1 protein-coding gene is annotated in these 13,664 nt (G+C 62.7%); it reads right to left on the bottom strand.

What is annotated here, in order from left to right:
- Positions 1 to 27: 27 nt before the first annotated feature.
- Positions 28 to 13,662 carry a non-ribosomal peptide synthase/polyketide synthase gene (locus tag ACA072_RS19675; RefSeq protein WP_497619992.1) on the bottom strand — a complete coding sequence of 4,545 codons (13,635 nt, stop codon included), beginning with the start codon at positions 13,660 to 13,662 and terminating at the stop codon, positions 28 to 30.
- Positions 13,663 to 13,664 lie beyond the last annotated feature (2 nt).

A 13,664-nucleotide genomic window follows, 5' to 3' on the forward strand; every position in this document is an offset into this window, starting at 1 on the left:
CCCTTTGAGTAAAGGTTGAGAAATCGCCTACACCGCCGCCTGTTGCAGACAATGTTCGACCAGCGCTTCCAGCTCCGCCTGATAGTGCTGCATCAAGGTTTCGATGGTGCTTGGGCGATAACGTCGGGTGCTATAGATGCAGCGCATCGACAACTTGCCGTCAAACACCTGGCCGACCACTTCCAGCCAGTTGCCCAGCCCTGCTTCGAGGCTATAGGTATCGCCGATTCCCTCTTCAGCCGGCATCAGCATCGCCTGCTCATCGAAGGTCTGGTCGAACTGCCCCAGGTAGTTGAAGGTCAGCCGCGCCTGAGGCAATGCCGCCAGTTGCGCCTGCACAGAATTCTCGGCCATGTAGCGCAATGCGCCGTAGCCGACACCTTTGTTCGGCACCCCCGCCAGCTGATCCCGGACGGCGACGATGGAGGCACCGAAATTCTGCTCTGCCACAGGGGCAAGACGCACCGGGAACATGCTGGTGAACCAGCCCAGGGTGCGACTCAAGTCCAGACCTTCGACCAGATCCTCACGGCCGTGCCCTTCGAGTTGCACCAGCACCGAAGATGCTTCGCTCCAGCGGCACAACACGCGGCTCAGGGCCGTCAGTAACAAATCGTTGATTTGCGTGCCGTACACCGCAGGCGCCTGTTTGAGCAATTGCCCGGTGCGCGTTGCGTCCAGGCCCATGAAGGCCTCTTCGCGGTAACGCACCTGGTTTTTGCCCCGCAGGTTGTCGCATGGCAAGTCCTGACCCGGTTGATCGAGCTGTTCCAGCCAGTAACCCAGCTCGCTGTCGACCAGCATCGGCACCTGCGCCGCCAGGCCATCGGCCCAGGCACGATAGCTGCTGGTGCGCGCATCCAGCACCGGCTCACAATCCTGGCTGAAGGCTTCATAACTGAGTTGCAAGTCCTGCAACAGCACACGCCAGGACACCGCATCGATCACCAGGTGATGAACCACCAGCAGCAAGCGCACCTCGCCGTCCGGCAGGCTCACCAGCATGGCTCGCAACAATGGACCTTCAGCCAGGTTCAAACTGCGTTGCGCCTCATTGGTCAGCGCCTCCAGTTGCGCGACGTCACTGACTTCACGTTGCCACAGCAACGGGTTCTGCTCGGCCACACGCAAGCTGTCCTGCACCGATTGGTAGTGCTGGAACCAGCGACCGCCGTCCTGAAAGAAGCGCAAGCGCAGGGAGTCGTGCTGCTCCATCATCCGCAGCAGCGTGCGCTCCAGCGCCCGGGCGTCGAGCCCTTGGCGGGCGCGTAACATCATGGCCTGGTTGAAGTGATGCGGTTCGCTCATCTTCTCGTCGAAGAACCACGCCTGAATCGGGATCAAACCAAAAGCGCCAGCCTGGGCCACATGGGTGGTATCCGGCGTCAGGGCAGCCTGGGCGACCACGTGCTGATCGAACAGATTGCCAATGGTCTGGAAGCGCATCAGATCCCGCAGCTTGATGTCGAGTTTCAACTCAGGATGGTTACGCGCCTTGGAGATCACCTGCAGGCTGAGAATCGAATCACCGCCCAACTCGAAGAAGTTGTCGCTGATCCCCACTTGCTCCACCTGCAGGACGTCGGCCCAGATCTGCGCCAGCAACGTCTCTTCAGTGGTGCGCGGCGCCACGTAATGCTCGGCCTGGAATTCAGGTTCCGGCAGGGCTTTGCGATCGAGTTTGCCGTTCGGTGAAATCGGCATTCGCGCCAGGCAAACCACCTGCAGTGGCACCATGTATTCCGGTAACTGCGCCCGCAGCGCGGACTTGAGGCGATCACCGGCATCGTCTTGCGCACTGACCACGTAGCCGATCAGTTGTTTGCCGGACACGCCGTCACGGGCAATCACCACGGCATCGCTGATGCCGTCCTGGGCCCGCAGGCAAGCCTCGATTTCACCCAGTTCGATACGAAAGCCACGGACCTTGACCTGATGATCTACACGGCCGACGTAATCGAGGATGCCATTGGTGCGCAAACGCACCAGGTCGCCGCTGCGATACAACCGGCTACCCGGCTCTCCGAACGGATCCGGCACAAAGCGCTCGGCGGTGATTGAAGGACGACCGTGATAACCACGCGCAACCCCGTAACCGCCGATGTGCAATTGCCCGGACAACCCTTCCGGCAACGGATTGAGATCGTCGTCCAGTACCCAGAGCGAGCGCTGACCGACCACTCGCCCGATCGGCGCATAAGCCGCCGCACAGGCTTCATCGTTGGCCGCCTTCCAGAGCATCGGCGTGACCACCGTTTCTGTCGGGCCGTAACCGTTGGTGATGTAGCGTGGACGCAACACCCGGCGCACTTGCGCCAGCGTCTGCTCCGGCACGGCATCGCCGCCCAGGCAGTAAATACGCACGTTCGGCGCGCTCATGCCGCTGCCTTCTACGTATTCGGCCACCTGTTTGAGATAGGCCGGCGGGAAGCAGGCAATATCGATCGACAGGCTCTGCAACGCCTGACTGGTCTGCTGCGGCGTCCACAGTTCATTATCGCGCAGCACCAGCGTGCCACCGAACGCCAGCGTGGTAAGCCAACGCTCGTGAGCTCCGTCGAAGGCGAACGACATGAAGTGCAATTCGCGGGTGGTGTGATCCATCTCATACAACTCACGGATCGCCTGGCAATGCATGCTCAGCGGGCCATGGGTAACGGCCACGCCTTTGGGCACACCGGTGGAGCCGGAGGTGTAAATCAGATACGCCAGGCTTTCTTCCCACATCTGCACCGCCGGCACACTGTCGGGGTATTGATTACCTTCGAAATGGTCCAGGTTCAGCAGCGGCAGTTCGGCCGGCAGTGGCAGGCGCGAAGCGGCGGCGCCACGGCTGATCATCTGGGTCATGCCCGAGTCTTCGATCATGAAGGCCAGACGTTCGCTCGGGTAATCAATATCCAGAGGTACATAGGCAGCGCCGCTTTTGAGCACGGCGAGCAACGCCACCAGCATGTCGAGCGAGCGCTCCAGCGCCACACCGATGACCACTTCCGGACCGGCACCGGTGGCCATCAGGTGATGGGCCAGTTGATTGGAACGACACTCCAGCTCGGCATAACTCAAGACCTGCCCGGCACACTCTGCCGCCGCCGCGTGCGGACGCCTAGCCACATGCGCAGCGATCAGCGCCGGCAGTAAATCGCGACGATGAACCGCTTGCGGTTCGCCCCCCCACTGTTGCAACGCGTGCAGTTGCTGCGGCGCCAGGCGTTGCAGGTTACCGAGCCGCTCAAGCGGCGCATCGAGCATGGATTGCAGGGTGACTTCCATGGTCTGGCGAATCCGCTCGACCGCTTCGACACTGAAGCGATCCCGCAGGAACAGGTATTCGATCGACAGTTCTTCGCCGAGGTGTACCGCCAGGTCCATCGGGAAGTTGGTCACGTCGTGGCTGGCCGAGGCGCCGAAACGCAGCCCGCCTTGAGCCTGCTCCAGACGTTGGTCGATCGGGTAGTTTTCGAACACGATGATGCTGTCGAACAAAGGCTGGCCGCCCTGCCCCGACCAGCGCTGGATATCCGCCAGCGGCGCGTGGGCGTGTTCGCGCAGGTCAAGGTTGTAGGCTTGCAAGCTGCCCAGCCAGTCATTCAGGCGTTGGGCCGGTTCCAGGGTCTGGATCACCGGCAAGGTGTTGATAAACAGCCCGAGCATGCTGCCGGCATTCGGTAAACCTTCCGGACGCCCGGCCACCGTCGCACCAAACGCCACGCTGTGCTGACCGGTGTAGCGCTGCAACACCAGCAGCCACGCGCCTTGAATCAGCGTGTTGGCGGTGATGCCCTGGGCGCGGCAATGCTGTTGCAGCGTCGCGGTCTGTTGCGCATTCCATTGGGTGTACAGGGCTTGGTGCCCGTACTCCGTGGAGTCATGCCGCGGGTGCATGGCCTGACTGAGCGCCGTCGGTTCGGCCAGGGTCTGGAGGTGGCCTTTCCAGAATTGCTCCAGGCGCCCCTGATCCTGATCCTGCAACCAAGCAATGAAATCACGATAACGTCCGCTCTCGCCTTCCACCTGCCCGGTGGCGTAATGCTGCAGCACTTCACCGAACAGCTGCGAACTGCTCCAGCCGTCCATGAGGATGTGGTGGCTGGTCCAGATCAACTGATACTGATCGGCCCCGGTGCGCACCAGCCGCGTGCGTTGCAGCGGCATGCGGTTCAGTTCGAAACCCTTGACCCGCTCCAGACGCGCGAACTCGGCCAGTCGGGCTTCATCCATCGGGCCGTCGACCGCTTGCAGATCAACCACCCCCTGACGATGCACCACCTGCACCGGCGAGGCCTGGCCATCCTGCCAATGGAACGAAGTGCGCAGGATCTCGTGACGCTGCACCACGCATTCCCACGCCGCGCGAAAGCGCTCGATGTCGAGGCCTTCCACCGACAAGTTCAGCTGATTGACGTACAGGTCGTTGCCATCGTCGGACAGGGTGTGGAACAGCATCCCCTGTTGCATCGGCGACAGCGGGTAAACGTCCTCGATCTCCCGCACCGGCACCGGCAAACCGTCCAGACGGGCCTGGCTCAATGCCGCCAACGGGAAGTCCGACGGAGTCAGTCCATGGCTGTCCGGCGCCAGGCAATGCTCGATCAGCAACGCCAGTTCCCGAGCGTAATCGTCGGCCAGCGCCTGCACGGTGGCGGTGTCGAACATCTGTTGGCTGAACGTCCAGGACAGGCTCAACTCACCGCCATACACCTGACCGTTGAGGGTCAGCCAGTTGCCCAGCGGGGCGAGGTCACTGAGTTCGTCGCCGGCACTTTCACTGGCTGGAACGAACAATGCGGCCGCGTCGAACTGGCTGTCGAACTGGCCCAGGTAATTGAAGGTGATCCGCGGCATGGGCAGCGCTGCCAGTTGCTGACGCGCCGACTCGTTGCCCAGGTAACGCAAGGCGCCGAAGCCAATGCCTTTGTTGGGGATCGCCCGCAGTTGCTCCTTGATCTGCTTGATCGAGTCATCGACCGCCGTTGACGGCGTCAAGCGTACCGGGAACAGGCTGGTGAACCAGCCTAGGGTGCGGCTCAGATCCACCGCGTCGAACAGGTCTTCGCGACCGTGACCTTCGAGCTGGATCAGGGTCGAGGCATCACCGGTCCAGCGGCAGATGACCCGCGCCAATGCGGTCAACAGCAGGTCGTTGACCTGGGTGCGATAAGCCGCTGGCGCCTGTTGCAGCAACTGGCCGCTCAGGGCCTTGTCGAGTCGGGTCTGCACACTGTGTGCGTAGCGGTTTTGCAGGCTGGCGTCGGGACGTTCGCAAGGCAACGCCGGGGCGGCGCCTTGCAGTTGTTCAGACCAAAGCGCCAGTTCAGCGTCCAGGGTGCCAGCGTATTGCTGCAGATGTTCGCCCCAGGTTTTGAAGGCGCTGGTCTTGGCCGGCAAGGCAATCGAACGGCCGGCCTGGACTTGGGTGAATGCGGTTTGCAGATCTTCGAGCAACACGCGCCAGGACACGCCATCGACCACCAAGTGATGCACCACCAGCAAAAAGCGCTGGCTGTTGTCCGGTAAATCGAGCAACACACCGCGCAGCAGTGGACCGTTTTGCAGGTTCAGGCTGCGCTGGGCTTGCTGGCAGCTGGCTTCGAGCTCGCCGGCATCGGCCAGCGTCGTTTGCCACAACAATCTTTGACCGGCCTCCAGCGGTCGGTGATGGGCGGTCCAGCCCGAAGCCGACTCGTTGAAGCAAAGGCGCAGTGCATCGTGATGCTGCACCAAGGCCTGTAGCACGTGCTCGACGGTATCGGCGTGCAACTGAATGGACGGCTTGAGCAGCAGCGACTGGTTCCAGTGATGACGCTCGGGGATGTCGCCGGCAAAGAACAGCTGCTGTAGAGGCAACAACAGGGCTTCGCCGCTGACCGGACCTTGATCGATCGTCAGCGCGGTACTGCCCAGTTGCGCCACCGCGGCCAGGGCCTGCACGGTCTGGTGCTGGAAAAGATCCTTGGGCGTGAATTGGATACCCGCTTGACGGGCGCGACCGACCACTTGAATCGAGATGATCGAATCACCGCCCAATTCAAAGAAGTTATCCGTCGAACTGACGCGCTCCAGGCGCAGCACATCGGCCCAGATCGTGGCGATGCGCTGTTCCATGTCGGTGCGGGGCGCCACGTAGCTGTGTTGCGTCAGGTTGGCATCCGGCTTTGGCAATGCCTTGCGATCCAGCTTGCCATTGGGCGTCAACGGCAACTGCGCCAGCAGCATCAGATGCGCCGGCACCATGTGTGCCGGCAGGCTGTCCTTGAGCCGGCTCCTGATGTCGTCACGCCACGCGACTTGCAGATGCTCTTCAAGCGGTTGCGTCGGCACCAGATAGGCCGCCAATTGTTTGCCGCTCGGCCCGGCATGCGCCAGCACCACCGCTTCGCGGACGGCGGCAAGTTCCAGCAAGCGCGCTTCGATCTCACCCAGCTCGATGCGGAAACCACGGATTTTCACCTGGTTATCCACACGACCTTGATAGTCGAACACGCCGTCCTTACGCTCGCGCACCAGGTCACCGCTGCGGTACAGCCGCGCCCCCGGCGCACCGAACGGGTCAGGGACAAAGCGTTCGGCGGTCATCGCCGGACGGTCCAGATAACCCCGGGCCAGGCCCGTGCCGCCCAGGAACAACTCGCCCATGACGCCTTGAGGCAGTGCGTTCAAATCGTCGCTGAGCACACAGGTACTGCGGTCACCGATGCGCGTGCCGATGGGCGCATAAGCCGCACCGCAAACGTCATTGCGGCCGGCCTTCCAGATCAGCGGCGTGACCACGGTTTCGGTCGGCCCATAGCCATTGATGATGTACTGCGGCGCCAGCGCTGCCCGTGCCCGCTCGAAGCTGTCGTTGGGCACGGCGTCGCCGCCGAAGCAGTAGATACGCACGGCTGGCGGGTTGCCGACGTGCTCGGCGTGTTCAGCCAATTGCTGCAAATACACCGGCGGAAATGCCGCCACGGTCACGCCGTGCTGCTGCATGGCGGTGTAGGTCTGTTCCGGGCTCCAGAGGCTGTCGTCGCGCATCAGCAGGCGCGAACCATGGGTCAATGGCGTCAACCAACGCTCGTGGGCACCGTCGAAAGCGAACGACATGAAGTGCAGTTCGCAATCGTCCGGGGTCATTTCGTAGCGTTGGCCGATGGCCTGGCAATGCATCGCCAGTGGGCCATGGGCGACACACACGCCTTTGGGTTGACCCGTGGAGCCGGAGGTATAAATCACGTACGCGAGGTTTTCGTCGTGAACGCTGGTCTGCGCGGCAGTGCCGGGGAAATCGTCGGTCGACAGTCGATCCAGTTCCAGTGCACGCAAACCATTGCTCAGGGGCAATTGCTGGCTCAACACCGAATCGGTCAGCAACAGCGCGATGCCCGAGTCTTCGATCAGGTAAGCCAGACGTTCACGGGGATAGCTGGCATCCAGCGGCACATAGGCGCCGCCAGCCTTCAGGACCGCCAGCAAGGTCACCAACATCGAAGGGCTGCGGGGCAACGCCACACCGACACGAACTTCCGGCCCCACGCCTTCGGCGATCAGCAGGTGCGCCAGTCGGTTGGCCTGGGTGTCCAGCTCGCCAAAGCTGAGCACCTGATCGCCGCACCGAACCGCTTCACGGTCAGGCTGTTGCGCCGCGATCACGCCAATGCGTTGATGCACCGGCAGCGGGTCAGTGCACGGTTGCGGGATATTGCTGGCGTGCAGACGCGCCTGTTCGGCGGCGCTGAGCAGCGTCAGGGCACCAAGGCGCACGCTGGCGGATTGGCAGAATTGTTCCAGCAACGAAGCCAGTTGCGCGTTCAGCCGAACAATCGCCTCCAGGCTGTAATGTTCCCGGGTAAAGCTGTAATGCAGCGACAGCGTCTGACCCAGGTTGACCCCCACGGTCAGCGGGTAGTTGGTCTGCTCTCGGGTGTCCACCGGGCCGAAACTCAAGCCCAGCGGCGCGCCCTGCTCCAGCGCTTCAGAAATCGGATAGTTCTCGAACACCAGCAGGTTGTCGAACAGACCATCGCTACCCTGCCCCGACCAGCGTTGAATGTCGGCCAGCGGCGTGTGCTCGAAGTCGCGCAGCGACAGGTTCAACGCCTGCACCGATTGCAGCCACTCGCTGACGGTCAGTTGCGGTTCGGGACGGGCGATCACCGGCAACGTGTTGATGAACAGCCCAACCTGTTGCTCGACGCCCGGCAAGTCGGCCGGACGCCCAGACACCGTGGCGCCGAACGCCACGGTCGACTGGCCGGTGTAGCGTTGCAACAGCAGCAGCCAGGCCGCTTGCACCAGGGTGTTGAGGGTGACTTTCTGCGCCCGGGCGAACTCGCCCAGGCGCAGTGTGGCGGTGGCATCGATCAAGTGCTGATGCTGGTCATGTCCAGTGCCAATGCCCGGCGCCGAGCGGTCCGCCAGGCCTTGAGCCAGGCGTGTCGGCTCATCGAGCCGGGCCAGTTGGGTCATCCAGAACTGTTCGCTGGCCTGGCCATCCTGACATTGCAGCCAAGCGATGTAATCGCTGTAGCGCCCGACTGTCGCGGTCGGTGCCTGGCCGGCATAACGCTGGAGCACCTCGCCCAACAGCTGCGAATTGCTCCAGCCATCCATGAGAATGTGGTGGCTGGTGTAGAGCAATTCGTGTTGGTCGTCAGCGGTGCGCACCACCACCAGGCGCAACAGCGGCACCCGCGTCAGGTCGAAGGGCTGGTTGCGCTCGGCCTCGGCCAGTGCGTCCAGGTTGTCGGCCGGTTGCCCGCGCCAGTCGTAAACGGTGAATGGCAGCTCGGCATGGCGTTCGACAATTTGCAGCGGTCGGGCCTGTTCGCCGCCCCAGACAAACCGCGTGCGCAAGATGTCGTGCGCCTCTAGCGCCGCTTGCCAAGCCTGGCGGAAACGCTCGACATCCAACCCTTGCACCGCGACGCGCATCTGGTTGATGTACTCGCCCGAATCCTGCTCATACAAGCTGTGGAACAACATGCCCTGCTGCATCGGCGACAGCGGATAAATGTTATCGACGCACTGCGGATCGGCGATCAGCGCATCCAGTTGTTGCTGGTTCAACCCTGCCAGCGGGAAGTCTGAAGGCGTGACGCCGCGATGGCGTGCATCGCAGCAGTGAGCGATCAGTGCGCCCAGCTCGCTGGCATAGTCGTCGGCCAGGCGTTGAATCGTCGCTGGATCGAACATGTCACGGCTGAATGTCCAGCTCAGGTTGAGCTCGCCGCCATACACCTTGCCGTTGACGTCCAGCCAATTGGCCAGCGGTGCCTGCGGGCTCTGCTCGCGACCGGTGCTTTCACTGGCCGGTACGAACAGCGCCGTCTCGTCGAACTGGCTGTCGAACTGCCCCAGGTAGTTGAAGGTGATGCGCGGCACGGGCTGTGCCGCCAGGGTTTCACGGGCCCGGGCATCGCCCAGATAGCGCAAGGCGCCGAAACCGATGCCTTTGTTCGGCACCGCGCGCAGTTGTTCCTTGACCGCTTTGAGCGAGTCGGCCAACGCGGTGGCCGGGGTCAACTTGACCGGGAACAGGCTGGTGAACCAGCCCACGGTGCGGCTCAGATCGATGTCGTCGAACAACTCCTCGCGACCATGACCTTCAAGTTGAATCAAGGCCGATGCCTGCCCGGTCCAGCGGCAGATGACCCGCGCCAGTGCCGTCAGCAGCAGGTCGTTGATTTGCGTGCGATACGCCGCCGGCGCCTGTTGCAGCAACTGACGCGTCAGGTCCGGATCCAGTCGGGTTTCGACACTCAGTGCCTGGGCGTTCTGCAAACAACCGTTCGGGTTGTCGCACGGGAGATCGACGGTGACGCCAGCCAGTTGCTCAGTCCACCAGTGCAGCTCGGGTTGCAAGGCATCGCCGGCATAAGTCTGGAGGTGTTCGGCCCAGGCCTTGAACGGACTGGTCTTGGCCGCGAGTGAGACCCCTTGACCGCTTTGCAGCTGCTCACAGGCGCGCTGCAAATCTTCCAGCAGCACCCGCCAGGACACGCCATCGACCACCAGGTGATGGATCGCCAGCAACAGGCGCTGACTGCCATCGGCCAGCTCCATCAACACCGCGCGCAACAGCGGCCCAGTCTCCAGGTTCAAGCTGCCTTGCGCCGCATCGCACACGGCTTCGACTTCACTGGCCTGCTGCAGCGTCACGCATTGCAGCAGCGTTTGGGCATTGCCCGCGCGGTGAGTCGCGGTCCAGCCACCGTCGGTTTGAGTAAAGCTCAGACGCAGGGCATCGTGGTGCAACACCAGCGCCTGCAAGGCCCGCTCAAGGATGGCGGCGTTTACCGCGCCGGCCGGCTTGAGCAACAACGCTTGGTTCCAGCGCTGACGCTCGGGAATCTCGGTGTCGAAAAACCGCTGCTGGAACGGCAACAGCGGCGTGATCCCGGTGATCGGGCCTTGCTCAATGCTCAGGGACGAGTCGCCCACCTGGACAACACGGGCCAGGCCTTGAATGGTCTGGAACTGGAACAAATCCTTTGGCGTGAGGCGCAGGCCCGCCTGACGGGCTCGGCTGACCACTTGAATGGAGATGATCGAGTCGCCGCCCAGCGCAAAAAAGTTGTCGGTCACGCCGACGCGTTCCACCCCCAATACGCCCTGCCAGATCTCGCATAACTGCTGCTCGATCTCGTTGACAGGGGCCAGGTAGGTTTGCTGCACCAGCGCTGCATCCGGTTTGGGCAATGCCTTGCGATCCAGCTTGCCGTTGGGCGTCAGCGGCAAGGCGTCGAGAAACAGCAAGTGCGCCGGCACCATGTATTCCGGCAGATGTTCGCGTAGCGCTGCTCTGAGCACTTCACTCAAGCGTGCTTGTACCTCGGCGTCACGGGTGACAACGGTTGGGACGATGTAAGCCACCAATTGCTGACCGCTCGCGCCGTCCTGAGCCAGGACCGCCAGCTCACGCACGGCGTCTTGCTGCAACAGCCGCGCTTCGATTTCGCCCAGCTCGATACGGAACCCGCGGACCTTGACCTGATGGTCGATACGCCCGACGTACTGCAAATTGCCGTCCGCGTGATAACGGGTCAGGTCGCCGGTGCGATAGAACCGCTCGCCCGGTGCGCCAAACGGGTTGGGCAAGTATTTTTCCGCGGTCAGGCCGGGACGCGCCAGGTAACCCCGGGTGATCCCGGCACCGGCCAGGTACAGCTCGGCTGCGACGCCCTGTGGCACGGGTTGCAACTCGCCGTCGAGGACATAACTGGCGGTGTGCTTGAGTGGCCGGCCGATGCTCGGCTGACCGCCGGCGGTGCGGCGGGTCCAGGTGGAATAGGTGGTGTCTTCCGAAGGGCCGTACAAGTCGTAGACATGCTCGACCGTGGCGCGTGCATACAACGTGTCGACCAGGCTCTGTTTGAGCGGCTCACCGGCCAGGTTGATGATGCGCACGCCGGGTGGAATGTCGCCGCTGCGCTGCAACGCGGCAATGGCCGAGGGCACGGTATTGATCAGGCGCACCTGATCGCGGGCCGGCAACTGCGCCAGCTCGAGGGCATTGCGGGCAATGATCAGCGACCCGCCATTGGCCAGAGTGACAAACAGCTCCCACACGGACAGGTCGAAACACACCGACGTGGAAGCCAGAACACCCTGGATGTCGTCGCGGCTGTAGACCGATTTCGACCAGTCGATCAGGGCCAGAACGTTGCGATGGGCAATCGCCACGCCCTTGGGTTTGCCGGTGGAACCGGAGGTGTAAATCACATAAGCAAGGTTATCCACCACCACCCGAGTGACCGGTGCGGTCTGCGAATAACCGGCAAAGTCGGCTTCGGCATTGTCCATCAGCAGCACATCGGTGCCGTTGGCGACCGACAGACTCACCGCCACCTCTTGCTCAGTCAGCAAGCACAAGGCGCGGCTGTCTTCGAGCATGTAGGCCACGCGCTCGCTCGGATAGTCCGGGTCCAGCGGCACATACACACCGCCGGCCTTGAGTACGGCGAGCAATGCAATCAGTAGGTTTTCCGAACGCTGCATGGCGACGCCGACCCGCACTTCCGGGCCGACCCCGCGCTCGATCAAGGCATGCGCCAACTGATTGGCCCGGCCTTCGAGGGCGGCGTACGTCAGGTGACGCTCGGCGAACGTCACCGCCCGGGCGTCAGGCGTTGCAGCGGCTTGCCGGGCAATGAGCTGGTGAATGCACAGATCGCTGGCGAACGGTTCGTCCGCCCGGTTCCAGTCGCGCAACATCAATTGCTGCTCGGCCCCGTCGAGCATCGGCAATTCACCGACCCGTTGCTGCGAACCGGCCACGATGCCCTTGAGCAACGACTGCCAGTGCCGGCCCATGCGCTCGATGGTGGCGGCGTCGAACAAGTCCGTGGCGTAGATCAGCGACGCCCAGACCCCTTCAGGCGATTCATGGGTTTCCAGGGTCAGGTCAAACTGCGCCGTCAGGCTGTCCCAATTCACGCTCTCGACTGCCAGGCCCGGCAGCTGCATGGCCTGACCGGTCTGGCGGGCACCGCTCTGGTGGTTGAACATCACCTGGAACAACGGGCTGCGGCTCAGGCTGCGCTCCGGTGCCAAGGCTTCGACCAATTGCTCGAACGGCAAGTCCTGATGCGCCTGCGCCCCCAGGGCCGACTGCTTGGCCTGGGCCAGCAGCGCGCTGAAGGTCATGCTGCTGTCAATCGTCGCGCGCAGGACCTGGGTGTTGACGAAGAAGCCGATCAACCCTTCGGTTTCAGCGCGATTGCGGTTGGCAATCGGCACGCCGATACGGATATCGTCCTGACCGCTGTAACGGTGCAACAAGGTCTGGAACGAGGCCAGCAGCAACATGAACAACGTCACGCCTTCGCGCCGGGCAACCTCCTGCAAGCCTTTGCCCAGTGCGCCTTCAAGCGGCAAGTCGAGTCGTGCGCCACGGTAACTTTGCACCAGCGGACGCGGATGATCGGTCGGCAACTCCAGCACACCCGGATCGTGCCCCAAGTGTTCGACCCAATAGGCCAACTGACGCTCGCGCTCCCCCGCGTCCATCCAGCTGCGCTGCCACTGTGCGAAGTCGGCGTACTGAATCGGCAACGGCGCCAGCACCGCAGGCGTGCCGCGGACGAAACCGGCGTACAGTTCAATCAGCTCGCCGACCATCACCTGCATCGACCAGCCATCGGAAACGATGTGATGCTGGACCATCACCAACACGTGATCGTCCTCGGCCAGACGCAGCAAGCGGACTCGCAGCAGCGGGTCCTGTTCCAGGTCGAACGGTCGGGCGATTTCAGCCTCGATCAGACCGCGCAGTGCGGCCTCATCGATTGCCGGGTCCACCGCGCGCACTTCAAGCTGCAGCGCAAACGGTGGGTTGATCAGCTGAATGGCCCGGTCCTGATCCCCACGGGCAAAACCGGTACGCAGGCTTTCGTGACGCTCGATCAGCGTATCGAAACTGCGCTGCAGCACCGCCATGTCCAACGCTCCGCGCAATCGCAGAGCCGTCGGAATGTGGTACGCCGCGCTGTCCGGTTCCATTTGCCAAAGAAACCACTGCCGCTCCTGAGCATAGGAAAGCAACAGGGGCTCACCGGCAGTGCGCCGAAAAATCGGAGCAATGCCATAGAGGTTAATGCCCTGTTTGCCCAGTAGAATCGCCAGCGCCTTGCGTTTCTCGGGAGAGAGTGCGCCTACCGATTCAATCAACTGCTGCATGC

The organism is Pseudomonas sp. LBUM1656 (assembly GCF_059716065.1).

Bases quoted from the DNA above. Each gene is read 5' to 3' on its own strand.
- ACA072_RS19675 (WP_497619992.1), bottom strand. From the start codon at position 13,662: ATGCAGCAGTTGATTGAATCGGTAGGCGCACTCTCTCCCGAGAAACGC.